Raw genomic sequence first — 24,910 nt, forward strand, 5'->3', positions numbered from 1 at the left:
GGGTATACGTATCCCTTTGTGACAGGCTCCTCCATAAAAATACTTTTTTATTCAAATGTCCTACATGAGTGATCACGGGTATCATGTAATAAATTCCATAACCATAGACCTAAAAAGAGTCGGATTATACCTATGATTAGTAATACTGCTAATACTCTTATCACTTCTCCTCCAATCGATCACTTATCGTAAGGTAGTCATAAAAAAAACCAATGTCACCTCTCCACAATCCGCTTAAGAAGTTGAGTAATACATACACTTCTTATGCACAGTTGTAGAAAAAGAACATCGGTCTACCTAATGCCTGACAAGCCATAATAGCCTCTCATGCATTCTGTCTTCCTGATTTACTTTTTCATATAAGATCATTTGGCTATTTCAAGTCCTAATGAGTGAGAACTAGAAATCTCCAATACGGTATCGTTTTCTTTACAAAACTGGTTGAAACAGCTTCTTAGAAAAGAATCATACGCCTTCAACTCAACAAAATCAAATAGCAATTAAGGAGCATTTGAACCTTTAATAGGTCATTTTGATTGATTATAATGTTAATGCTACAGTTTTCTTTTATTTTCATTGATTTACTATGCTGTTTAAAAACCATGACATATTGACAACTAGTAGGACTTATGCGTAAGATAAGCCTTGAAATTTTATCATTGTATTGAGGCGGGAGACTATGAAATCAATTAAGCGACAACTCGAATCCGAATTAAGTGAAGCATTTATCAAATTTCAACGAGAACTAATTGGTAGAGGTCCACAAGAAGCAAGAATTTATATCGTAAAAGACATGGTAATCGCGAGATTTAAAGGTGTATTAACAGTCGAAGAAAAACATTTAATTAACCATTCTGTCGGTGTAAATCTTGTAAAACAAATGAGAATGTTACTTCGTGATATGTACATTGAAGATCTAAAAGCAATTGTGGAACAAAAAACTGGATGTGAAGTCTTAACAAGTCATAGTGATCTGAGTACAGAAACTGGTGAGCGCATGGAGATTTTTGTGATTAATAAAAACCTAGAGAAAGAACTATTAGAGTAAGTATAGATTATTTCATTCTCAATTAAACTTTAGTGTAGTAAAGTCGTGTTTCTTCCTATTTAAATAACCATATATATTTGTAGTTCACATAAGTTGATAAAAGTAGAATTTCATTGTTAAGGTGGACCAGTAATACCTGAATTTACATACCGAACGATTGTAATATTGGAATAATGAATTGGGTTCCACATTTGTTATAATTTGTAAGTTCTTAAGTGCAACAATGTTCAACAACACGGGATCTGCTCTACTAGAATTGTGACAAAGTTTCGGATTTATAGTGCGAGTAGCAAGTCGGTTTCCTTTCTTTTTAAAACTGAATATTCTGTCGTATCTATCAAAAAAGAGACCGGATAAAGTATTCGCTTTGAAGAGCAAAAACTTATCCAAATCTCTAGAATCAGAGTGTATATAAATCGTTATTAAAATTCCTTCGTATCTACATCTCGCACGAGTACAATTTTCCCTTTTGTACGTTCGCTCGCACTATCAACATGGGCTTTTTTGGCACCTTCAACAGTCATTGGGTATGTGTGAGAGAGAACCGGATAAACGTCTTTCTTAATCACAAATTCGTGAAGTCGTTTCATTTTGTTTGCAGTCGGATTCATAAAGATGTTATGAACTTGGATTAACTTCTCCGTTTCAATCTTCTTAACCTCATCGTTTTGGCTACCGCCTCCTGCAATGCTTACAGCAATACCGCCATTTTTAACATGAGTAATCGCTTTGTGATAAGGAGCACCACCAACCGCATCGAACAAGACGTCGAACTCTCCTTGAATGACTTCATCTTCATCATAGGCAACGACTTCATCTGCACCACGAGCACTCGCAAATTCACGATTCTTAAAGCTTGATGTCGTTGTGACGTATGCACCAAGAGCTTTAGCCATTTGAATGGCGGCCGTACCTACACCACCGCTGCCTCCTAAAATGAGCACGCGTTGACCAGCTTGTACGTTTGCGACATCAATCAACCCTTCTATACTCGTTAAACCTACGAGTGGAAGAGATGCAGCTTGCTCAAAGGACAGCTCTTCTGGCTTTGGTTGTACGAGTGAAGAATCGACAACGATTTCTTCCGCATACGTACCGTATTCAGTGAGCTCAGGACGGAAGTAAACCGCATCTCCTTCTGCAAAGGTATCCACAGAAGCACCAACTTCTGTAACGACTCCTGCGCCATCCCAACCGAGAATAAGTGGTGGTTGGAAGTTTAAAGCGTCTTTCAAATACCCTTCACGTAATTTCCAATCGATTGGGTTTACCCCGCTTGCTCGAAGTGAGATGCGCACGTCATTTGCGCCTAATGTAACATCAGGTAGATTAACGACAGTCAGTTCACGTTCATCTCCGTAATGATTAATTCCAATGCCTTTCATGTGTAAAAACCTCCTGTCCAAGTTGCATTCCCGCTTGCCTTGGTTTTTACACCTCAACCATGAATTTCAGAAAAGATAGATTGCGGTATTGGATAAAACGTCTGTAAGATTGATGGTCAATTAATCGGGGTATATGTATTAAAAGGGAACTAGCGTACTGAACTAAGGTGGGAATTATATGACTGCATACGAAGAAAGGTTTGAAAAACTGTTTAGGATGGAAGGTTTTTTATGGTTCGCATTCGGGTTAATTGTCATACCTATGCTTAGTTTATCAGGCTTTTTAATGATGAATATAGTCATTCAATTATTCTTGGAATCGCTCCTTTTCCTAGTGCTGTCTGCGATTTTGTATATAAAGTGGTACAGAAACAAGTTATTAGTAAAGAAAGTCAGGTCATATATTTTCATGGCAATCGCGATATTTTTCAGTGTGATGTTCGTAGTTGGAGTTGTAGCGCTGTCATTTGAACTAATTTAGTAACCTCAAACCGGTCTTTGGGGGAATATTACTAGTTTTTTAACCCCTACATCGTCGATGTGTAGGGGTTTTTCAACGTTAAGTTCTAGTGCTGGGCTCCAATTTCATCATTGCACCAAAATGTTGCGAAGCGGTTGTAAAAGCGATAAATGCACACAGTTCACTAATTTCCTTTTCGGAAAAAGATTCTTTTAAAACGTCAAATGTTGAGTTCGCAATGCCTCCCTTTTGTTTCAAAAAGACTTCTGCAAATCCCACTGCAATAGAAGTTTTTTCATCGTATTCTAAGGGATCTGGTTTGCCTTTAGCTTTGCAATAATCACAGCCGTTACCTTGAGCTAACGTTCTTCGTACTTGTTCTCTGAGTTTAGATGACAGCCCTTCGAATGCCTTATCTAATTGGTTCCAACGTTCCATAATCTCTGAATTATGTCCAAGTAGTTTTTGAAAAGGAGTTTCTCCGATTTTGGATTCATCAATTCTTGCCATATATTATTCCCCCTTGGTATAGTCAAATTAAATTATAGTGAATGAAATGGCTAGAATGAATTAAATTTACAATGAATTTCGTTTATTTGATTTCTAGAATTAATAATTATAGGAGAGAAACGTTTAAAATGAAAATTGACGATATTGACAGAAGAATCTTAGATGAATTACACAATAATAGTCGCTTATCCATGAGTGCGTTAGGGAGAAAAGTTAACTTATCTTCCCCATCTGTGACGGAACGAGTGAGGCAAATGGAATCATTCGGAGTGATCAAGAGGTATACGTTAGACGTGGAGTATGAAAAATTGAATTTGCCGATTCAATGCATAATTGAAGCAACGATAAAAGATGGTGACTATAAAGCATTTAGACGCTATGTCGAAAAACTCCCCAACGTAGAATTCTGTTACCGAATTGCTGGAGCAGCTTGTTATATGCTTAAAATGCAATTTGAAACGTTTGCCCATGCAGAACAATTTATTGATGAAGTCAGCCCAATCGCACAAACAGCTACTCATTTTATTTTTTCGGAAGTGGAGACAAATCAAGCATACAATTCTTAAATTCGAAGCTGATTTATCCGAAGCAAGTTCATGTAATGCCACTGACGAGAAAGCCCTATAATTGAGAAAGGGTACTCTTATGAAACGAAACCAGTTGTATGTAGACATGGCATTTACTTCTATTGTTGTTAGTGTGTTGTATGCATTTTTTGTAAGGTTCTTACATGGTTATAGTGACGATATTCATTTAGTTACACAAGATGAATCGGTTATAAATGTAATCCTATCTTTTTTGAGCATTGCATTAGTGACGATGTTTATAATCGCCCCTGCGAATTTTTATGTAGCTAAATTAGGTAATGTTAAAGGACCGATTGTTTTATCCATTGTAGTCATCGTTATCATCGTTGCGATAAGTATGATGAGCGCTAACGATACGCCTTTGCTCTTTTTGTTGTTGACGCCAATATTTTGTTTAGCATCTGCAATCGTAAAGTTACTAGTTTCAATAACAAATTCTAATTGAATGAAACATCAACTTTGAAACTACGGTTTCTAATTAGTAAGCAGCTACTGTGGCACACATAGCCACAGTAGCTGCTGAAAGTGAACGGTGGGATAAGGATGACCCTTATTCCACCGTTTATTCCTGCTCAAACACCTTCTCTCCGCGGTGCAAACGCCATGCAATATCGGCAAAACGTGGCAGCTCTCTTGGCGTTGGGGAATGGGCGGCAACGTAGCGGGTTAAAGCGATGAGAAGAGTGTCTTTGGCTTCTTTCGCGAATGGTACGTCTTGTTTGTTCCATTCGTCGTATTCAAAGCATGCAGCTTCGTACATTTGTAAAGTGTGGAACTTTGCGTCTTCACGGAGCATCGCTTCGCCAATTGCCGCGAAGAGCGGACGTACATCAAGGTGTTGATGGGAATAACTTATTGCCCAAGATGCTGCAGTTTCGACCGGTTGTTGTGTGTCAAAAAGATCTAAGAAGTGATGGAGTTGGTCGTCTTCTAGCTGTACTTCTTTTGGACGTTTTGCAGCTGGAATGTTTAAGAAAGAATCAAGTGAGAGACTTACAACGGTATGCATTAACGCGCGAATTAATGTGGGATCTTCAAACCTTAGTGACGCTGCGTGAACAGCATGGGCATGGGAGAACGTATGCAATACGGTGTTCCAATCATCAAAGTCATTTTGTGTACTAAAATGAACGATGCGCGTTGCTGCTGCTAACGTAATAATCTGTGCTAGTTTGGTTAACGGGACGCCTTGAATATAATGGTTCTTAAGCGCATCAATGGAACTACCATCTTGTGACTGTAGCAAGGTAGCTAAAAAGTCTGCTTCATCAAAGGTTGAATTCTCGTTTAAGGGTCTTGTTTTAATTTCTTTAAGTGCGGTTTCGACGTGCTCATAATAATCGACGGGTGCACGCCAACGGGATTTTTCTTCGCTTCGTTCAGCGCTCGTTGCAATGATTGGTAATGACGCTAAAATGTCGGAATGATACTCAGGGTCACACAGTTCTATGGCTTCAAAGGCTTTATTGTGAAAATCAAGTACGTGCCCGTCATCCATATAATAATGTTCAGTCACGGCTCGGAATACGAGTTGTGACAATGCTTCTTTGGATAATGTGTTTTCAGCGGAAAGCAAGATTCGTTCTGCACCTTCAGCATCTCGGACGTTAATACAATCGGTGTACCAGTCATACCAACGGTCGTTCATCTCGGTTTTTGTTGTTAATGGGGGAAGTTTTCGCTTTGATTTAGCATTAGACGCATCTTCTGCAACCATAACGAGTGCTTGGTATAATGCTTGAACTTGCACTCGTAGTGATAACTTCGGAAGAATATTTACCATCGCAACGAGTGTCGTTAACCCGCGCCCGAAGCCTGCATGACGAGAGGTTGTTCCGAAGTGGATCCCGGCATGTAAAATATCTTGAACGTGTTTCGTGTCATGGGTTAATAATCCAACAATTCCTTTTCCGATTAATAAGCTGAGGTTTTGTTCTAACCCTTTTTGTAGCTGATTTAAATGATAAGTCGTTACATCATCGGTTTTCCTGGAAACATCTACATAAATAATTCCATCTTGAACGTTTACATCGTATTTGATTAAATCATCCGCCCAAGGATCGAGCGTTCCACCACTCGAAAGGTCGAAACGTGCGTGATGCCATTGGCACGTTAAGATTCCATTTTTAAGACTCCCCATATGTAAAGGAAATCCCATATGAGGACAACGATTATCGATGGCAAACACGTGATTTTCGTGTAAAAAGACGGCAATCCCACCTTTAACAACTTTCACTCGATCTTTTTGTAACGCGGTCATCGTACAAGCTCTTTGCCAGTTCATTTGTCATCCGCCTCCTTGACGTTCTTCTTTTATTATCTAAGGAAAGCAGCGAGGTCGCATCGTGCTGATGACTAAAAGAACGCTACAAAAAAGGTCTTACACGAATGTAAGACCTAAGTCTGAATGTCGGTATACCATTGGTTTTTTAATGCGAGGATCGCGGCTTGTGTTCGGTCGTGAACGTCAAGCTTTGAGAAAATGTTCGTCATATGTGTTTTTACGGTTTTTTCAGTAATAAATAAGTCAGATGCGATCTCCTTGTTGCTTTTACCGAGTGTCACATGCCGCAAGATTTCCGCTTCACGTACGGTTAATTGTGCAAACTTTGTTGAGTCATCGTCTTTTGCAACATGTGTCATAAGTTGCCGAGCCACTTGAGGGTGCAGCGCGTCATGTGTGTTGCCTATAGCAACGTTTTGGATCATTTGATACAGGTCGTCAGGGTCGATGTCTTTTAATTGGTATCCATCTGCACCTGCACGAATAGCAGGAATAACATGTTCTTTTTCAAGTGAACTCGTTAAGATGATGATTTTGCTTTCTGGGAGTAGTTGTTTTAATTGTTCTGTCGCTTCGATTCCATTTAGCTTTGGCATCATCACGTCCATGACAATGACGTCTGGCTTTGTTTGAAGGGCGAGTGAACAGGCTTGTTCGCCGTCATTTGCGACACCAATCACGTCAATATCACTCTTCGTCTCGAGAAAGAACCGCATTCCTTTTAATACGACATTATGATCATCCACGAGTAAAACAGTCGTTTTCAATACAAGTAACCTCCTTATGAAGTTGGACTTCAACTTTTGTACCTTTATTTGTTGGGCTATCTACGGACAACGTAGCACCAATTTGCGCGGCACGTTCTTGCATGCTTTTCATTCCGAACCGTCCCGGGATCGTAAGGGCACCACCAACTCCCTCATCTTCAATCGTTAATACTACAATGTCATCGTGTGTTTTCAATTCGATCTTAACCGTATTGCTCTTTGAATGTTTGTATGTGTTAAAAATCGCCTCTTGACCGATTTTTATGAAGGTTTGTTGAACCGTTTCGTTTAAAGAAATACAAGCACATTGAACGTGGGCGTTTAGACCAAGACGCAAGGCCTGTTTCTCCAGTGCATCGCATACGGAATCTTCTTCATGTTCAGGCCGGAGTTGCCAAATAAGACTTTGCATTTCAAAGAGTGCTTCTTGAGATAGCGTGCTGATGTCACTGACGGCTTCTTGAATAGTAGGAACGTCTTTACTGAGTGATTCCACTCCTTTTGCTGTTAAGGAAAGAGCGAATAATTTTTGTTTTACGGAGTCGTGTAAGTCCCGTGCTAACCGAGTTCGTTCTTTCGTAATGAGCATGTCACTTTGCTTATTGTAGAGACGAATTCGCTCAACAGTCGCTCCAATTTGATAGGCAACCGATTCGAGTAAAAGTAGTTCATCGTCTCTGAATTCTCTCATGCCAGGCGTTGCTAAATTTAATAAACCAACTTTTGCACCGCGAATGGTGAGGGGAACACTTGCATGATGAGTCAGGCCTGATGTATCAGCGTTTGGGTTCAGCTTCTTTGCATCTGTTAGTCGTGCACAGCGAATGGATTGCACCGCTTCTGTAAGACGATCCTCATTGTAGCGGTTGAGACAATAACAATCACTACAGCCTTGATCCATTCTCATGACTGTTTGTTCATCTTCATCTAAAGCAGGTGGAAGTTGATGGTGAGCAGCAAGTTCGTACTGATGCTCATCATAGACGAGGAAAATCCACCCTGTCGTTAAATTCATCATTTTCAAAAGTTTTTCTAAAGAACTTTGTAACGTTTCATAAATATCGGTACTTTGGTTAAGCGTTTCAGAGATTTCACGTTGGGTGTTAAGCGCGAAATGATACGTTTCGGTTTGTTGGTCATGCATGAAAAATCAACTCCTGTATTTAGTTTAGATGAGGGATGAAGGGTTGAACAGTGTAATGTTTTAAGTAGGTATGGTTAGGGAAGAAGTTGGACACGTTGACAAAAGAGAAGATTAACGACTACAATCGCAGATGGATTAGGATTTATTGTCCTGATCTTAGATAAAGGATGAGTATGTGTGAACAACCAAGCTGTTGAATCAGAGATGTCTAGTTATGTCGGTAAATTATTGCGTGACCATTTCGGAAAAGGGCCTAGTTCTGTCTATGTCACATTAAAAGGCTCGATGTTTTCAATTCATTTACGAGAGTTTTTAGCACCAATGGAACGGGTGCTGTTGAAACAAGAGCGTGGATCTAAAGTTGAAGAATCCCGTGATATACTTATGGAAGAGATCCTACCAGAGATGAAAGCAATGATTCGGATTCAATGTGGTGTTCCTGTACAAGAGATTTTTTATGACTGGTCATTGGAGAACCGATCAGGCATCATTATTGGAACGGTAGATGTCCAACAGAAAGATACCGTTTATGAAGATTATGATCATAGAAAAGCAATCCACGAAGAAATTGCTACGATTAGTCGGATTGCTGAAAGACAGCCAGACAGAATTGATTCTTTTTATATGAATGATCGCACACTCGTGATCATTCGTTCTGGAATTCTTGTACGAATTGAGCAAGAATTGATTAAAGAAGGCTATGTTGAGCAATTAAAACTAACGAAGCGAAAGCTCGAGAAAGGGCTTTTGCATCAAAGAGATTTTAAACAATGGCTCGGTCAGCCCATTGAAGATATTTATGTGGATTGGGATTTTGATAGTGATCGTAGCTACATTGTTTTTGTCACCACAAAAAAATAACAGGTAGAAATGAGCCGGAAAGAAAGCCGGACATAAGCCAAAAAAAGGAGACATCGTCTCCTCTTTTTGGCTTTTTTTATTTTAGAGGGGATGAGAATTTGAAGTATTTAATCGACCATTCAAAAAAGAGCATTCATCGCTCAATCTTAGTAAGAGATAAGTGTCAGTTTCACAATAGCCCGATTGAAGGTAGGGAAGGGGCGTATCATGAAGATGAACTAAAGCAATGTCTTGATAAAGGGTATGAATACTGTCCTTACTGCACGAAATAAACAAAACGATCTCTTGCGATGTGAAGTTCGCTGATCTGCTATGCTATAATGTCAATTCGAGGTGAATAGACTTATGGGAACAACAATTCAGATTAACGAAGAAGCGGTAAAATCAATTCGCAAAGGCAACTTTCTCATATATAAAACGTATTTCAGACCTGAAACGTATCACGTGAATGAAGGGGAACTTCTCACGTTTCAAGATGAACAAGGTCGGTTTGTCGGTCGAGGTTACTATGGCCAACAAAACATCGGTCACGGTTGGGTTTTAACGAAGGATGTACAGACACAAATTAACGAAGTGTTTTTTACAAATGCCCTTCAAGAAGCCTTCAACGACCGTAAGGTCATTCGCGAAGATGAACAGACGTCTGCTTTCCGACTGTTTAACGGCGAAGGGGATGGCATAGGTGGATTAACGATTGACGTTTATGCAGAGTATTGCGTAGTTACGTTTTATAGCAAGGGCATTTACGCGTTTAAATCAGAGATCATACATGCGTTGCAAAAAGTCGTTGCGCCGGTCGGTATTTATGAGAAAAAACGTTTTGCAACGGACGGTAAGTATGAGGGAGAAGATGACTTTGTAATTGGAGAGCGCGGGGAGTTTCCAATGCTCGTACAAGAAAATGGCATGCACTTTGCAGTGAATTTGAATGACGGGCCGATGACAGGGATTTTTCTTGACCAACGAGACGTTCGGAAGAAAATTCGCGACGAGTACGCATATGAAAAGGACGTTCTAAATTTATTCTCCTATACGGGTGCATTTTCGGTGGCAGCAGCACTTGGAGGGGCGAAACAGACGACGAGTGTTGACTTAGCAAACCGTAGTCGAGCGAAAACGGAAGAACAATTTCTCGTCAATGGGTTTCCAGTTGAAAACGAACGAATCATCGTAATGGACGTATTCAAATACTTCTCTTATGCACTTAAAAAAGACTTATCGTATGATCTTGTTGTCATCGATCCACCAAGTTTTGCGCGTTCAAAGAAGAAGACGTTCAGTGTTGCGAATGATTATAAAGGGCTTTTGCAAGAAGCGATTGCCATTACAAGAAGCGGTGGAACCATTGTTGCGTCAACAAACGCAGCGAATGTTCCGATGAATAAGTTTAAACGTTTTGTAGAGCAGGCCTTTAAAGCAGAGAACTCAACGTTTACGATTGAAGAAGAGTTTGGATTACCCGATGATTTTAAAACGACCAATGCGTACGTTGAAGGAAGTTATTTAAAAGTATTGTTCATTCGAAAGCATTAAGAGCAAGATCATGAAGCGCGATTGGCGGACATGTAGTGTAACGAGCACCTCCGCTAGTCGGCTTCTTTTGTATTCTTATCACGAACTAGAGAGGATAACACCGATGAACATTGTAACGAGCACAGAGATTGATCGTGGAAAGCTAAACGGATTACATAAACGGATTTTTGACAGTGATAACATCGTAGAGAAGTTTCGCTTCAAACCAGAGATTGTTGCAACGATGGCTTGGGACGGTGAAGAGCTGATTGGCTATAAGCTTGGATACGCTCAAAATGAGTCTTCATTTTATAGTTGGTTAGGCGGTGTTCATCCTGAGAGACGAAAAGAGGGAATTGGAGAACAATTGCTTTTGGCACAACACCGTGAATTGAAGAAGCGAGGGTTTACATACGTTGAAACGAAGACGATGAACCGATGGCGTGCTATGCTACTGCTCAACATTCGATCAGGATTTTGCATTACAGGCACGCACACGAACGAATCTGGTGATGTGATGATCATGTTGAGGAAGAGATTGTGACTGATGTTTTAGGAACTTAGGGGACAACGCAACATTAAAGAGCATCAAAAACAATGAGTGATTAGTTGACTGCATATAAACGTTTTAATGTTTGTAAATCTTTTTCGCGCGAGTGCGATTGAATTTCACACGAATCGTTAGAAATGATACTCTTTCAATAGGTGATCATACATGTTCTTAAAGAAAATCAGCTTATTACGGACAAACATTTCTTCGTTTAATGAGTTTCCTTTTTCAATACCAGTCATCAAAAATCTTCACGAGTTAAATATAGAGAAAAATATAACTTTTTTTGTAGGGGAGAACGGTTCCGGGAAGTCTACATTGTTAGAAGGTATTGCAGATGTATGTGAATTTAATACAGCAGGAGGCGGGCGTAACAATAACTATGAGGTTCATGCTTCAAAAGCAGTACTCGGTGACTACATCAGACTTTCGTGGTTGCCTAAAGTGACAAATGGCTTTTTTCTTCGCGCAGAATCTTTTTATCATTTTGCTTCCCACATTGATGATGTAGATGAAGTCAATTTTAGAGATTATGGCGGACGTTCGCTTCACCATCAATCCCACGGGGAGTCTTTTATATCTTTATTTCTCCATCGTTTTAAGGGGAAAGCTATTTACTTGTTGGATGAGCCAGAGGCAGCTTTATCACCGACAAGGCAACTATCCTTTTTAAGAATCATGCATGACTTGGTTTCAAAAGGCAATGCACAATTCATCATCTCTACACATTCACCAATTTTATTAGGGTATCCTGATGCAGATATTCTATCATTTGATGACAATCACATTTCTAAGATTGAGTATGAAGAGACCGATCATTATCAAATTACAAAAGCATTTTTAGATAATAGAGAAAAGCTCCTTTCAGAATTATTCAGCGACAGTTAACGACAAAGGCTTGATCGCAAATGATCTAGTAAGAATAAACTACTTGATTTACAAGTTTGTTTTTAATGAAAAAGCCCCACTCCTTTTGAGCGGGGTACTGTCTACTTATTCAAACCAGCTATCAACATAGTCTTGGTTGTTTTCAATCCAACGTTTAGCGGCGGCTTCGTCATTTTCTTCTTCGCTTTGATAGAGTAGTAGTTCGGATAATTGATCGTCGTCAAAATAGCTATTATTAATCCAATCAATTACATCTGGCTGTTCATCTTGAAGACCGTTCCGAGCGATATAGTAGATGTCATCGTCTTCACCGTAAGCGACATCGGGGTCTTCAAGGTACTTCAAGTCATACTCTCCAAATGTCCAGTGTGGACTCCACAAGGTGACAACAATCGGTTCTTCATTGTTGTAAGCTGTATCAAGTGCAGATACCATCGCTTGCTCAGATGAAGTGAGAAGTTCAAAGTCGTCGAGTCCGTAATGGTCCATCACATCGTCTTCGGTAATTTGTGTAAGAGAAGCGCCACCGTCGATTCCGGTAATCGTCCCATCAAGCTCGTCAACGTAATCTTGCAAATCTTCAATTGTGTTCAAGTCTTCCATATATTCCGGGACGACAAGTCCCATCTCAGTTCCTTCGTAGAGCACACCGTCTTCTTGAACATCAATGACTTCTGAGTCAAGTTGCACATAAGCTTGGTCTGTAAAAGGCAACCACGGAGCAAAACCGAGGTCAAGTTCACCATTCTCTACACCTGAAAACAAGAAGGCTTTTTCAACTTGATTTAAGGTTACATCATATCCTTGCTCTTCGAGGAGAATTCCCCAAAGTGCTGAGATAACAGTGCTTTCTGCATAATTACTAAAACCGATTGAAATGTCACCACTAGCACTCTCATCAGTAGCTTCTTCGTTCGAAGCGTTTTCATTTTCTTCTTGGTCTACTGAATCGTCTCCACATGCTGTAAGTAACATGATTGCTAGAGTCGAAGCTGTTAATACGTGAAATTTTTTCATATGTAGTCTCTCCTCCTAAAAATAAGTATAACATACTTATTTTTTGTAACTTTTGTAGCAGGAAGCGAATATAGAAAAACGCTTGCTACGATCGTCGTAACAAGCGTTTGTACTGTGTTATGATTCAGTATTCATCCAATCATCAACAACATCCGAATAATCTTCCATCCATTGATCAACGGCTGCTGATTCATTTCCTAGTTCACTCTGTAGGACGAGTAAGTCAGAAAGTTGTTCGTCTGTAAAGTAGATTTGGTTTAGGAATTCAATTAGTTCGGGCATCTCGGATTCCAATCCAGGACGAGTCATATAGTAAATATCATCACCTTCGCCATAGACTTGATCTGGGTCGTCTAAATATTTCAGATCGTATTCCCCGAACGTCCAATGAGGGCTCCAGAGCGTTACAACGATCGGTTCTTCGTTGTTATATGCTGTATCAAGTGCAGTAATCATCGATTGTTCTGCAGATGTTTGAAGAGTGAAATCATCAAGCCCGTAGTGATCAAGTACTTCTTCTTCTGTAATTGCTGAGAGCGATGCACCAGGGTCGATGCCGATAATTTGTCCATTTAACTCCTCGACGTAGTTGTTCAAATCTTCAATGGTATGTATGTCTGTCATGTACTCTGGAACAACAAGCCCCATTTCAGTACCTTCATAAAGCAATCCTTCTTCATGAGTGTCGATGTTGTCAGAATCGAAACTTAAAAATTGCTGATCCGTAAATGGTAACCAAGCAGAAATTCCAAGGTCGATCTCGTCGTTTTCAAGTCCAGAGAATAAAAAAGCTTTCTCTACTTGTGAAGTCGAAACATCGTAGCCTTGCTCAGTCAGTAAGCGGTCGAACAACTCGGCTTTTGCGATACTTTCTGCATAGTTGTTAAACCCAATCAGAATCTCTTCGCTACTCGTTTCTGATTCAGAGTTTTCTGTTGTTTCGTTTCCATCATTATCTCCACATGCGCTTACGAGCGCAATCGCCATTCCTGCTGTAAGTAGTGCATAGCTTTTTTTCATTAAAAAACCTCTCTCTTATGTATTGTGTTTCATATCCCCTAATCTGTTGATCATAAACCTTTACGCTTGTTTGTCAATGGAGAATACGGTTCAATAGAGTAAGAAAATCGAAAGTGAGGTATACAAATGACCACTCACTTGGAATTTGTATCAGTGAGAAAAAGTCGGGGAGATTTTACGCTCACGCTTCCTGATGTATCGATTAAACAAGGAGAAATCCTCGGAGTTATTGGAAATAATGGGGCTGGAAAGTCAACAATGATGCAACTTGTCCTCGGCCTTATTACGACAACAGAAGGGGAAATCCGCCGTTATCATGATGGTGTCCACATTGATGAAGTGGGCGTTTGGAAAGAAGAGGCCGGCTTCGTCTTTGACGACTTATTAATGTATGATGACATGAAACTCAAACGCCTCGGTAAATTCTTAAACGAGCAATATAAGCATTGGGACCAACAGCGTTATCTTGAAATGTTAGCGCTGTACAATGTTGATCCGAATAAAAAGATAAAGAAATTGTCTAGAGGAATGAAAATGAAAGCAGGCTTTGCGATGGCGCTTGCTCATCGACCGAAGTTAATCCTTTTGGATGAACCGACTGCAGGGCTCGATACGAAATCTCGACGAGAAATGGTTCGGTTGTTAAAAGAAGCTCAATCAGAAGGAACGACGATCATTTTCTCTTCACATATTCTCTCTGATATGGAAGAACTTGCGGAGACGGTTTGGTTAATGGATGAAGGAGCTGTGCTTGCTCACGGTCGAGTAGGAGAATTAAAGGAACGCTTCTCTAAAAATGCGAATGGACGCATCGTACCGAAAGAAGAGGGCAACGGAGAAATGATTAGCCTTGAAGACTTGCATGACTACTACTTAGGTGGTGAGCTCGATTGATTAGTGTCTTTAAGCTAGAAGTGTGGTTGATGAGATCAGGCTTACCATTGATCATTATAATTCCGTTTATTTTAGGTTTTTTTAGTGTCGTTAACAATACGGTTAGTCCGTTGATTATTGTGTATGTGATGACGATTGCACTTATCCAAATGGAAGAAAAGAACCGTGTGAATCGGTTTATGTACTCGTTGCCACTACGTCGCTCGGAAATCTTTTATGGGAGAGTCTTATCATTGACCTTCTATGGTTCGCTCTGGCTAGTCTTTGAAAATGTGGCAAGACTAATTACAGGAATAACGATTGATGGGTCCTATGTGTTCTATTTAGTATCTACCCTTGTCATGATTATGATTGTTTCTTCACTTATGGTTTCTATTTCGAAAATAATGCCTCAAGGCATGTTACGGTGGATTGTTTTGTTTATTGTGTTTTTCTTAGCGGTTACGAGTATGACGTTTGTGACAGCTATTACGAGTATGTTCTTAGAAGATGTTGTAGGAGTCGTTCCATTATTCCTTTCAGTCATTACATTTATTGTAGGTGCCATTGTCTTTTTTGCAGTTTCAGTTGGGGGCATCGCTATTCATAAAAGACAAGATGTTGTGTAAAGAGGAGCTATGTAAATGAAGCGTGTATACAGTGACGTCATTCAGTTTCGAGGAAATCATTATGACTTTGGCGTGATACAAGGTGAGCGCTTAAGAGAATCGTTAACGTTGAAAAATCGCGAGAATCAGTGGAAGGTGCGTCAACCTCGCTTTCAAATTGATGTAGACGAAGCCAAAGCGATGTTTCAACAACTTGCACCGCAAATATGGGAAGAGTTACGAGGGTTACAAGATTCTCTGCAATGGTCAATCGATAAGGTATTGCAAGAGTTTGGGGGATTCCGTGTGAACGGAGATCGCTCTGGTTGTTCTGTCATGTCAGGTGAGGGATATCTTGTGCGCAACTACGATTATCATCCGAAAACGTATGATGGAAGATATGTGTTATTTGCCCCAAACGATAAAGGATACGCGACAATTGGACCTAGTCAACGAATTACCGGTCGTATGGACGGGTTAAATGAGAAAGGGTTAGCGATTGGCTACAACTTAACGAATCGGCGAAAGCCTGGAGATGGGTTTATTTGCACGATGATTGGTAGGTTATTGCTTGAGACGTGCGCAGATGTGACAGAAGCTGTAGAGCTATTAAAGGAAATACCACATCGCCATTCATTTAGTTACATCGTCTATGACCAAACCGATGGCATGGTCGTTGTAGAAAGCTCTCCTCGTGGTGTAAATGCAAGGGCAGCTGACGCATGTACGAATCATTTCGAGATTCAAACGAAAGAAAATCGCTTTAACTTGGACGACTCCATGCGCAGGTTAAATCTTATGAAAAACTCAGGTGTTAACTCGCCAGAAGAAGCGTATCAGCTCTTAAATAACCCAGAAGAAGATGTATTCTCACTCAAGTATACGAGTTGGTCAGGGACCATTCACACGTCATTGTATGAACCAGAAAAATTAAGAGCGAGCATCGGAATTGGTGGAAACCAAAAGCCGTATACCTTTGATTTTCACGATTGGTTGGAAGGGAATGACCTTAATCTCGCAAAGCTTGAAGGAATCGTAGATACAGAGCTTCCTTTTGTTCATATGGATGAGCGTGCGGATTGGTTTCAACGAAAGGATTGATCAGCATGATTGAAGTAAGTGAACTTCGTAAGTCATTTAAGTCCTTTGAAGCCGTGAAAGGCAGTAGTTTTACAGTGGAGGAAGGGGAGATCTTCGGGTTTCTCGGACCAAATGGGGCCGGAAAGAGCACGACGATTAATATCCTCTCAACAATGTTAAAACCAACGAGCGGAGAAGTGAAAATTAACGGCTACGATGTGACGAAACAAAAGAATAAAGTGCGAGAGAGTATCGGTATTATTTTCCAAGAGAACACATTAGATGAAAAGTTAACGGCAAAAGAGAACTTAATGCTGCATTGCAAACTGTACCGTGTTCCGAAGAAATCACGAAAAGCGCGGATTGATGAAGTGCTTGCCATTGTTGATTTGACCGACAATCTCAATCAGACGGTGGAGAAGTTCTCAGGGGGAATGAAACGTCGTTTAGAAATCGCACGCGGGCTTCTTCATTATCCGAAAGTCTTGTTCCTTGATGAACCGTCTGTTGGTCTTGACCCTCAGACAAGAGCGCACATTTGGGAGTACATTTTGAAGCTTAAAGAGAAAGAAAATATGACGATGTTCTTGACGACGCATTACTTAGACGAAGCAGAAATTAGTGACAGAATCGCCATTATGGACCACGGAGAAATGATTGCTCTTGATACACCAAAACGTTTAAAGGCACAACTTGGCGGTGACGTCATTGAGCTACAAACGACAGACAATCAAGCAGCATTAGAAGAAATCAATGAAAAGTTCTCAGTGATTGAAGCAACACTTCATGAAGAAGGAATTACGTTAAAAGTCAAAAATAGTGATGAGTTTGTTTCGACGTTTATGAAACAGTTAGAAACCCCCGTTACAGGACTTGATATTCGAAAACCGACATTAAATGATGTGTTCCTTTCGATGACGGGAAGGGAAATCCGTGACTAAGGGGGTAACGTGATGGAAGGCATGATTGCCATTTGGCAACGAGATGTCATGAAGTTTTTTAAAGATCGTGCTCGCTTATTCGGCTCAATGACGATGCCGATCTTGTTATTGATTGTGTTTGGCGTCGGTATGGGCGGATCGATGGAATCGTTAATGCAGAACGTTGCAGGTGGCGATTTAGATTTTAACTACGTAGCGTTTATTTTCCCTGGTATCGTTTCAATGACGCTTTTAATGACGTCTGTATTCTCGTCACTGTCTATTATTCAAGATCGTGACTTTGGTTATATGCGGGAGATTCTCGTTTCTCCAGTTTCAAGAGTGAGTATTGCACTTGGGAAAATGTTAGGTTCAGCTACGGTCGCAGTCATGCAAGGGTTATTGTTGTTTTTATTAATGCCGGTTTTAGGAGTTACAATTGATCTTGTTTCCTTCTTCGTGTTGTTACCGGTGATGTTCTTACTTGCATGTGCATTCGCTTCGCTTGGGTTATTAATTGCTAGTGTTATTTCATCTACACAGGCATTTCAACTCGTAGTGAATGCCATTGTTATGCCGATGATTTTCTTATCGGGGGCATTGTTCCCGCTCAACAATATGCCAGCTTGGATTGATGTACTCGTCACATTAAATCCAGTTACTTATGGCGTTGATTTAATGAAACATATTATGATTGATGTTGATCAATTAAGTCGAGAAGTGTACGTAGAAATGGGACTCGATTTAGACTTTTTTGGAATACCGGTAACACCATTAGGTGAAGTGCTGTTTATTATCGGTTTTACGGCGGTTTTAATTGTTCTCGCTACGCTAAGTTTCTCACGTGCGAACCGTTAGAAAGGAAGATTAACCGACATGCGAGGAATTGTATTACTACTCAGTTCGTTAATGCTACTTACTGGATGTGCACTACCAGGGGCACAATCGGCGGCTGATGGATTTTCAAATCAAGTGATAGGGTGGTTGTTTTTAGGCACAGGAATTGCGTATCTCATTTACTTATTAGTTACGCTCATTTTGTTGCGTAAATCACCGAACGTGGACGCTCAAGAAGGGGCGATAACGAATCCGTATATTTATGGACTTGTCGTTCAACGGAAACCGTTGTTTTCAGCGACGGTTCAAGATGCTTTGTTGTTTGATTTATGTAGAAAAGGAACGGTGCAAAAGGACGGTGACACGTACCATCTCGTTGCAGAAGAACAACTAGAATCGTATGAAGTTCCGTTTGCATCATTATGGTTTAAGGACAGGGAATCGTTCACTCCGAAAACAAAGGGTGCATCACTTCGCAATAACGACCGCGTAAAGCGTGAATTTCGACAGCGGTTGCTACAAGAAGGAAAAGCGTATCAAGAAGCGATTCTTCGTCTCGGGTACTTTCGACGGCAGTCGGGTTATACCGTGTTTCATACGATCTTCTTACTGTTGTTAGCAAGCTGTGGTGTTGTCTTTATGTTTGCTGAAAGCAACTGGTTTATTGGCGTAGGTGTCCTGTATATCATTATAGCAGTCATCACATGGTCGTATGTCATCCAACAAAATATCCTCACACAGCGAGGACAAAAAGCTTACAGCCAAGCCAAACACGTGCAACAACAGTTAAAGACAGGGACATACTCAAAGACGCAAGATGAAGCGATCATCGTTTTTGCAAAAGTAACAGGTCTATCTCACCAGATTCAGACAGAAGTGGAATTCGCAGAAATTGAAGCGATCTACAAATCAATACTCAAATAACAAAACCAGCGGGGACAGTCCCCCGCTGGTTTAACGTGTGAAAGCAAACAAAGCAAATAGCGCACCTAAACTAAATGGAAGAATTCCAAGAAGTCCAAAGAACGAAGCACCTAAGTAACCGTAAAAGATCATAGCAAACGGAATAAGTAGAATAAACGTTGAACGCTTTTTACTTTTAAATGCATCGAGTTCATCCCAACGAAATTGATATAAATACCGATGTTCTAAGCTATCAGCAATACAACTACGTACCATAAACAGCACCATAAGCGAAACACCGATTGTAATAGCAATACGAGGACCTCCCGGAAGCAGTAGCATCGCATTAGCTGGAAGCATCGTCATCCCGATGTACAGTCTCCGTTGATGGGGCGTACGTAAAAAGCGTTTGATTGATACTTCTGCAAGTCTCTTTGAAGCTCCTTCAGATCGGAAGATGAATTGAGAGCGACGAAACAAAATCCAAGGTCTCTTGCGTTCGAACAACGGCTTCGGATCCGTTTGGCCACCTATGCGCATTACTTGATCGAGTGCCATGTACCGTGCTTCGTTTTCTTTTGCGACGTGCAATGAAAAGTGGCTGCTCCGTGTGATGCGTTCACGTCGAAGGGTAGCATAGACGTGAAATAGAAGTAACCCTACCAAGCTAATCATCACTGTATGTGAAGTAATGAATTGAAACAACGTCATATAACTGAAGATTACGATGATGAGTACTCCGTAACAAAGAATGGATCGAAGCGGCTGACGAAACAGTTCGAACGTTCTTCGTTCTGCAATCCGTAAGCTTTGTTTTAGCAACACCGTAAGTACATATAAGAGCAAGAGTTCGACAAGATTAAATTTATAGGCTCCAATAAAAAAGGGTAATGCCAGAAGGAATACGAGTGCAATTCTTACGCTGTCTCGAAAGAGTGAGATGTTTAAGCCAAAGCGTCTTATTGAGCGCATCCAATCGGTTTGTTGATGCAAAAACAATTGATCGGCTTCCCGGTAATAATAACGTAACTGTCCAGGGAGAATTGCGAAGAAAATAAAGAACGCTAATATCGCTGGAGGAATTGCGTGCATCCACGATACAGGATCAAATAAGTTATCGTAATATAAGAATCCTCCGATGACTAGTCCTGGAAGAACGATATACAATACGACAGTCCAATCATAGACAAGCTTCCACAGTTGTTTTTTTTCTTGCCATTCGGTTTTTATACGTTCAGCTACTAGTGTTTTAGGCGTCATGAGGATTCGTCCTCGTTAACGCATCAAAACAATCAAATAGCGTTGCTTCAGGAAGGTTAGCGGTCTCTTGAATCACAGTTAAGTCCCCGTGAGCGAGAACACTCCCTTTGTGGATGAGGATAAATCGATCACACACTCGTTCTGCCGTATCAAGAACGTGAGTAGACATAATCACTCCGGCGCCTCGTTGACGCTCTTCTTGTAAGATTTCGAGTAAGACACGTGTTGCTCTTGGATCGAGCCCAATGAATGGTTCATCAAAGATGTATAAGTTAGGACGAATGGTTAGCGCAATAATAATCATTGCCTTTTGCTGCATTCCTTTGGAAAAGCTTTCGACATAATGGTGTTTCACTTCACTCATTTCAAATTGCTCGATATAACGTTCTGCGGACTCCCTCGTCTTTTTTTCATCGAGCTCAAATGAGCTGCATGCAACGGTAATATGTTCATAAAATGTAAGCTCTTTATAGTAGATCGGTTGTTCGGGTACATAAGCGTAACGTGAATGCCCATCTTCCCAATAAATCGCTCCCTCTTTCGCTTTAAGAAGGCCGATCATCGCTTTAATCGATGTGCTCTTTCCCGCCCCGTTTGGGCCAATAACTCCGATTTGTTCACCTTCATGAACTTCAAAGGTGACGTCATCAACAATACTTTTCCCTGTTTCATAACCAGCCTTTTTCACGACTGCTGTAGCAATTTTCATAGTTTCTCCCCCAAAAAAAGGCATCATTTATAGTTTCGGAAAATTCTCGATAAAGTTTTAGAAGTTTCAATTGAGGTAATGAAAAAGTAGTGAGATAATTTAGCAAAACCTTTGTGAGGTGGCGATAAAGTGAAAAAGCTCATGAATGATTCTACTAAAATTGTTAGTCAGTTTCTAGATGGATTAGTGGCATCACATGGAAATCTTATCAAACGTCTTGAAGGAACGGAAGTCATCGTTCGAAAAGAAATGATACCAAACAAAGTCGGACTCATAAGTGGTGGTGGTAGTGGTCACGAACCTGCACACGCCGGTTATGTAGGAACAGGAATGCTTGATGCAGCGATTGCAGGAGAAGTGTTCACTTCACCAGGCGCAGATCAATTCTTAGCTGCAATCCAAGCAGCAGATCAAGGAAGTGGCGTGCTACTCATCATCAAGAACTACAACGGTGATGTCATGAACGCAGAAATGGCGATGGAAATGGCAGAAGCAAAAGGCATTGAAACGGCGATGGTTGTCGTGAATGATGATATCGCTGTTGATGATGTCGAGAACCGTAGAGGCATCGCCGGTACTGTATTAATCCACAAAGTTGCTGGGGCAAAAGCAGAGCAATTGGCATCATTACAAGAAGTTAAAGAGGTTGCAGAACGAGCTATTTCGAACGTGCGAAGTATGAGCGTTGCGCTCCAAGCATGTACATTACCATCAGCATCGAAGCCAAGTTTTTCGTTATCAGATACGCAAATGGAAGTTGGAATTGGTATTCATGGAGAGCAAGGGATGAGCCGTGAAGACGTACTCACTTCTTATGAAATTGCCGAGTTGCTCGTGTCGCATATAGAGAAAGAAGTCGATGTAACGAAGCCGGTATATGTGCTTGTCAATGGAATGGGCAGTACGCCATTATTAGAACAATACGTCTTTGCGAACGATACAGTATCGATTCTAAAAAAGAACAACGTCCACGTTGAGAAAATGCTCGTAGGCGATTATATGACGAGTTTAGACATGGCTGGCATATCATTAACGTTATTTGCCATCGATGAAGAGCTTCACTCACTATTACAGTCAAAAGCAACAACCATTCAATGGACGGAGGTTTCGCAGTGAATAGTCATCAAGTACAACAATGGATGGAAACAACGCTTTCACTTATAAAAGAAAATGAAACAACGTTGTCAGAACTCGATCAAACGATCGGTGATGGCGATCATGGTGTAAATATGGTTCGAGGTTTTCAAGCGGTCGTGGATGAATTCCCTAATTGGGAACAAGAAAACACATCAGCGGTTATGCAAAAAATCGGCACGACCTTAGTATCCAAAGTCGGTGGCGCTTCAGGACCGTTGTTTGGAACCGGCTTTATGCGCCTCGGTGCTGCTTTTAAATCTGAAGAAGGTGCATGGGCTGACGGTTTAACGAAAGCAGCAGAAGGGATTGCTCAGAGAGGAAAGGTTTCTGTTGGTGATGCGACATTGTTAGACGTTTGGGACCCGGTAGCGAAAGTGGTACAAGCAAAAGGAACCGATTGGGCAGAAGTAGAACGAGCTGCACAAGATGGAATGAACGGTACGAAACAACTAGAAACGAAACGCGGACGCGGAGCGCTCCTAAAAGAAAGGTCCATTGGGCATCTCGACCCAGGAGCAGTTTCAAGTTATTATCTTTTCCATGCACTCGTACAAACGATGACAAAGGGTGAGAACTAATGCCATCTGTATCAATTTTTCTCATTTCACACGTTCGTGAACTAGCATTAGGAGCTAAACGATTGTTGCAACAAGGCAATGATCAAGTGACGATTATTGCTACCGGTGGACTTGAAGACGGTGAGATCGGAACGAGTGTTGACCAAATGCAACGAGCATTAGATGAGCTGCCACAAGAAGACGAGGTACTCATCTTCTATGACATCGGTAGCGCGAAAATGAATGCGGAAATGCTCATTGAAATGAATCCAGATCGTACGATTGCAATTACAGATGCCCCGTTAATTGAAGGGGGTTACGTTGCAGTAATGATGGCAGGATTCGGAGACGACCTTGACACTGTGCGCCAAAAGGCAGAAAGCAGCTATCACAAATCTAGATAACAAAAGACGTCCTGCAAAGTATCTACCTTGCAGGACGTCTTTTGTTGTGGCAATGACGCCCGGGAGTTCTAGCCCCAAGCCCCGGGAGTTCTAGCCCCAAGCCCCGGGAGTTCTAGCCCCAAGCCCCGGGAGTTCTAGCCCCAAGCCCCGGGAGCTCTAGCCCCAAGCCCGGGAGCTCTAGCCCCAAGCTCGGGAGTTCTAGCCTCAAGCTTGGGAGCTCTAGCCCCACGCTTGGGAGTTCTAGCACCACGCCCTATCCCGGTTCTTCACATAGAAAATGGGATCGCTCATTGCGAGTGATCCCATTCATCAGGAGTTATGATTGTGAGTCTTCTTCATCAACTTCGAGATCCTCTTTTGTAATGAGGACTGTTTCAATTCGTTTATCATCGATTGATAGTATCTCAAACGTTAATTCTTCGTGGTAGAGAGACTCACCAACTTCAGGTACGTAGCCAAGTTTGTTCAAAATGAAACCGGCCAAATTGTCTTCACCTTCTGGAATGTTCGTATTGAATGCATTGTTTAATCGGCGTAGTGTAATTTTCCCATCGCAGACGATTTCATGCTCGGTTTGGTTTCCGATGAGTTTATCGTCAAGATCGGTTTCGTCCTCAATATCTTGTCCGATCATCGTTTCAATTAAGTCCTCATGAGTAATGATCCCTTCAGTTCCTCCATACTCATCATGCACGATGGCAAAGTGTTTCTTTTCTTGTAGCATTTGTTTAAACACCCATTGAACCGGTTGAAATTCATAGACGTAGAGAGGGTTAAGATCTGAGAAATCTTTAATTAATTTATCAGGTTCAAGTGTCCATCCAACGAAGAACTTCGTATGAAAGACACCAACGATATGGTCCAAATCGCCATCATAAATCGGATAACGACTGAATTGATTTTCGTTCAATATGCTTCGTGCTGTTTCGAAGTCTGTATCTGCTGGAATCCCTTGAATGTGAATTCGAGGGGTTTGCATGACATCTGCGACGTTTAACGTCTCAAAGTCGAGCATGCCTTTAAGGCGGTGCATTTCTTCATTTTTAAATGTTCCCTCGTCATGTCCGATGTCGACCATCGTACGCATTTCTTCCTTCGAAAAACTTGCTTGATTGTCTTCATCTCGTCCGAGCATTTTTATGACGACCCTCGTTAAGGCATTTAGAAAAACCGTAAATGGTTTTAATATAATGAGCATCGTACGTGTGATCGGATAGACGACATAGGCTAGTCGGTCTGGGTATGCGGCTGCAACAGATTTTGGAAGAACTTCTGCAAAGATAATAATAAGTACGGTGAGTATAGCTGTTGAAACCCCAACATTCCATCCATATTCTAATGCCACGATCGTCACAAGTGATGGCAAAATAATGTTCGGGATGTTGTTAGCAATTAATATTCCCGCAATAAATTCTTCTGTATTTTTAACAGTTTTCAATAATCGTTGTGACTTCTTGTCACCGGCATCAGCACGTGCTTGAATCTTAATTTTATTGGCTGCAGTGAGCGCTGTTTCACTTCCTGAGAAAAAACTTGAAGCGATAAATAATAGAACAATCGCAATAAAGTAAAACACTGGTTTCCTCCAT

At 41.0% G+C, this 24,910-nt stretch carries 27 protein-coding genes; 17 read left to right on the plus strand and 10 right to left on the minus strand.

What is annotated here, in order from left to right; translation table 11 throughout:
* Positions 1-679 precede the first annotated feature (679 nt).
* On the plus strand, positions 680-1,048 hold the full coding sequence (locus JOD17_RS11245; protein WP_204697814.1) for a Na-translocating system protein MpsC family protein: 369 nt from the start codon (positions 680-682) through the stop codon (positions 1,046-1,048).
* Positions 1,049-1,470: 422 nt separating this feature from the next.
* Here the strand turns inward: JOD17_RS11245 and JOD17_RS11250 are convergent, their stop codons facing one another.
* The gene (locus tag JOD17_RS11250; RefSeq protein WP_204697815.1) at positions 1,471-2,433 is read right to left on the minus strand and encodes an NADP-dependent oxidoreductase; all 963 of its coding nucleotides are present in this window, start codon (positions 2,431-2,433) and stop codon (positions 1,471-1,473) included.
* 559 nt (positions 2,434-2,992) lie between these two features.
* Positions 2,993-3,403 carry a carboxymuconolactone decarboxylase family protein gene (locus JOD17_RS11255; protein WP_204697816.1) on the minus strand — a complete coding sequence of 137 codons (411 nt, stop codon included), beginning with the start codon at positions 3,401-3,403 and terminating at the stop codon, positions 2,993-2,995.
* A 128-nt stretch (positions 3,404-3,531) separates the two neighbouring features.
* On the opposite strand from JOD17_RS11255, the gene JOD17_RS11260 reads away from it, so the two are divergent.
* A complete protein-coding gene (locus JOD17_RS11260) occupies positions 3,532-3,969 on the plus strand; it encodes an Lrp/AsnC family transcriptional regulator (protein WP_204697817.1) in 438 nt (145 codons plus the stop codon).
* Positions 3,970-4,048: 79 nt separating this feature from the next.
* The gene (locus JOD17_RS11265; protein ID WP_204697818.1) at positions 4,049-4,435 is read left to right on the plus strand and encodes a hypothetical protein; all 387 of its coding nucleotides are present in this window, start codon (positions 4,049-4,051) and stop codon (positions 4,433-4,435) included.
* Between the two features lie 117 nt (positions 4,436-4,552).
* On the opposite strand, the gene JOD17_RS11270 is transcribed toward JOD17_RS11265, so the two are convergent.
* From JOD17_RS11270 to JOD17_RS11280, 3 genes are all read right to left on the minus strand, one after another.
* A complete protein-coding gene (locus JOD17_RS11270; protein ID WP_204697819.1) occupies positions 4,553-6,274 on the minus strand; it encodes a Rieske (2Fe-2S) protein in 1,722 nt (573 codons plus the stop codon).
* 113 nt (positions 6,275-6,387) lie between these two features.
* A complete protein-coding gene (locus tag JOD17_RS11275; RefSeq protein WP_204697820.1) occupies positions 6,388-7,041 on the minus strand; it encodes a response regulator in 654 nt (217 codons plus the stop codon).
* Positions 7,013-8,185, minus strand: coding sequence for a GAF domain-containing sensor histidine kinase (locus tag JOD17_RS11280; protein WP_204697821.1), 1,173 nt, complete (start codon positions 8,183-8,185; stop codon positions 7,013-7,015). The genes JOD17_RS11275 and JOD17_RS11280 overlap by 29 nt, the downstream gene beginning before the upstream one ends.
* A gap of 177 nt (positions 8,186-8,362) precedes the next feature.
* On the opposite strand from JOD17_RS11280, the gene JOD17_RS21715 reads away from it, so the two are divergent.
* The 5 genes from JOD17_RS21715 (at position 8,363) to JOD17_RS11305 (ending at position 11,996) form a co-directional block, all read left to right on the plus strand.
* Positions 8,363-9,046, plus strand: a complete 684-nt coding sequence (locus JOD17_RS21715; protein ID WP_204697822.1) for a Na-translocating system protein MpsC family protein — start codon at positions 8,363-8,365, stop codon at positions 9,044-9,046.
* Between the two features lie 98 nt (positions 9,047-9,144).
* Positions 9,145-9,318: a hypothetical protein gene (locus tag JOD17_RS11290; RefSeq protein WP_204697824.1), complete on the plus strand. Its 174-nt coding sequence runs from the start codon at positions 9,145-9,147 to the stop codon at positions 9,316-9,318.
* Positions 9,319-9,391: 73 nt separating this feature from the next.
* Positions 9,392-10,579: a class I SAM-dependent rRNA methyltransferase gene (locus tag JOD17_RS11295; protein ID WP_204697826.1), complete on the plus strand. Its 1,188-nt coding sequence runs from the start codon at positions 9,392-9,394 to the stop codon at positions 10,577-10,579.
* A 103-nt stretch (positions 10,580-10,682) separates the two neighbouring features.
* Complete coding sequence (locus JOD17_RS11300; protein ID WP_204697828.1) at positions 10,683-11,102, plus strand: GNAT family N-acetyltransferase; 420 nt, start codon at positions 10,683-10,685, stop codon at positions 11,100-11,102.
* A 171-nt stretch (positions 11,103-11,273) separates the two neighbouring features.
* Positions 11,274-11,996 carry an AAA family ATPase gene (locus JOD17_RS11305; RefSeq protein WP_204697830.1) on the plus strand — a complete coding sequence of 241 codons (723 nt, stop codon included), beginning with the start codon at positions 11,274-11,276 and terminating at the stop codon, positions 11,994-11,996.
* Between the two features lie 105 nt (positions 11,997-12,101).
* Here JOD17_RS11305 and JOD17_RS11310 read toward each other — a convergent pair whose 3' ends face one another.
* Positions 12,102-13,013 carry a glycine betaine ABC transporter substrate-binding protein gene (locus JOD17_RS11310; RefSeq protein ID WP_239575449.1) on the minus strand — a complete coding sequence of 304 codons (912 nt, stop codon included), beginning with the start codon at positions 13,011-13,013 and terminating at the stop codon, positions 12,102-12,104.
* Positions 13,014-13,130: 117 nt separating this feature from the next.
* The gene (locus tag JOD17_RS11315) at positions 13,131-14,033 is read right to left on the minus strand and encodes a glycine betaine ABC transporter substrate-binding protein (protein WP_204697832.1); all 903 of its coding nucleotides are present in this window, start codon (positions 14,031-14,033) and stop codon (positions 13,131-13,133) included.
* 126 nt (positions 14,034-14,159) lie between these two features.
* Between JOD17_RS11315 and JOD17_RS11320 the strand changes: the two genes are divergently transcribed.
* From JOD17_RS11320 to JOD17_RS11345, 6 genes are read left to right on the plus strand one after another with little or no spacing between them, the layout of a single operon-like run.
* A complete protein-coding gene (locus JOD17_RS11320; RefSeq protein ID WP_204697834.1) occupies positions 14,160-14,927 on the plus strand; it encodes an ABC transporter ATP-binding protein in 768 nt (255 codons plus the stop codon).
* Positions 14,924-15,535 (plus strand): hypothetical protein, encoded by a 612-nt coding sequence (locus JOD17_RS11325; RefSeq protein ID WP_204697835.1) that lies wholly within the window; start codon positions 14,924-14,926, stop codon positions 15,533-15,535. Before JOD17_RS11320 ends, JOD17_RS11325 begins: the two co-directional genes overlap by 4 nt.
* Before the next feature lie 15 nt (positions 15,536-15,550).
* The gene (locus JOD17_RS11330) at positions 15,551-16,615 is read left to right on the plus strand and encodes a C45 family autoproteolytic acyltransferase/hydrolase (protein WP_204697836.1); all 1,065 of its coding nucleotides are present in this window, start codon (positions 15,551-15,553) and stop codon (positions 16,613-16,615) included.
* Positions 16,612-17,535 carry an ATP-binding cassette domain-containing protein gene (locus JOD17_RS11335; protein ID WP_420827939.1) on the plus strand — a complete coding sequence of 308 codons (924 nt, stop codon included), beginning with the start codon at positions 16,612-16,614 and terminating at the stop codon, positions 17,533-17,535. The genes JOD17_RS11330 and JOD17_RS11335 overlap by 4 nt, the downstream gene beginning before the upstream one ends.
* 12 nt (positions 17,536-17,547) lie before the next feature.
* Entirely contained in the window at positions 17,548-18,372 is an 825-nt protein-coding gene (locus JOD17_RS11340) for an ABC transporter permease (RefSeq protein ID WP_042417962.1), read from the plus strand.
* 18 nt (positions 18,373-18,390) lie between these two features.
* Entirely contained in the window at positions 18,391-19,275 is an 885-nt protein-coding gene (locus JOD17_RS11345; RefSeq protein WP_204697838.1) for a DUF2207 domain-containing protein, read from the plus strand.
* A gap of 30 nt (positions 19,276-19,305) precedes the next feature.
* Here JOD17_RS11345 and JOD17_RS11350 read toward each other — a convergent pair whose 3' ends face one another.
* Positions 19,306-20,514 carry an ABC transporter permease gene (locus tag JOD17_RS11350; RefSeq protein WP_204697839.1) on the minus strand — a complete coding sequence of 403 codons (1,209 nt, stop codon included), beginning with the start codon at positions 20,512-20,514 and terminating at the stop codon, positions 19,306-19,308.
* Positions 20,504-21,223: an ABC transporter ATP-binding protein gene (locus tag JOD17_RS11355; protein ID WP_204697840.1), complete on the minus strand. Its 720-nt coding sequence runs from the start codon at positions 21,221-21,223 to the stop codon at positions 20,504-20,506. Before JOD17_RS11355 ends, JOD17_RS11350 begins: the two co-directional genes overlap by 11 nt.
* Before the next feature lie 129 nt (positions 21,224-21,352).
* Here JOD17_RS11355 and dhaK point away from each other — a divergent pair, with 129 nt between their 5' ends.
* The 3 genes from dhaK to dhaM are packed head-to-tail and all read left to right on the plus strand — an operon-like array spanning position 21,353 to position 23,321.
* Positions 21,353-22,339 carry a dihydroxyacetone kinase subunit DhaK gene (dhaK, locus tag JOD17_RS11360; protein ID WP_204697841.1) on the plus strand — a complete coding sequence of 329 codons (987 nt, stop codon included), beginning with the start codon at positions 21,353-21,355 and terminating at the stop codon, positions 22,337-22,339.
* Positions 22,336-22,938, plus strand: coding sequence for a dihydroxyacetone kinase subunit DhaL (dhaL, locus tag JOD17_RS11365; RefSeq protein ID WP_204697843.1), 603 nt, complete (start codon positions 22,336-22,338; stop codon positions 22,936-22,938). The genes dhaK and dhaL overlap by 4 nt, the downstream gene beginning before the upstream one ends.
* Complete coding sequence (gene dhaM / locus JOD17_RS11370; protein WP_204697844.1) at positions 22,938-23,321, plus strand: dihydroxyacetone kinase phosphoryl donor subunit DhaM; 384 nt, start codon at positions 22,938-22,940, stop codon at positions 23,319-23,321. Before dhaL ends, dhaM begins: the two co-directional genes overlap by 1 nt.
* Before the next feature lie 316 nt (positions 23,322-23,637).
* On the opposite strand, the gene JOD17_RS11375 is transcribed toward dhaM, so the two are convergent.
* Positions 23,638-24,897: a CNNM domain-containing protein gene (locus JOD17_RS11375; protein WP_204697845.1), complete on the minus strand. Its 1,260-nt coding sequence runs from the start codon at positions 24,895-24,897 to the stop codon at positions 23,638-23,640.
* Positions 24,898-24,910: the final 13 nt, after the last annotated feature.

It is taken from the genome of Geomicrobium sediminis (assembly GCF_016908595.1).
GTDB classification, from domain to species: Bacteria; Bacillota; Bacilli; order Bacillales; family Marinococcaceae; genus Geomicrobium_A; species Geomicrobium_A sediminis.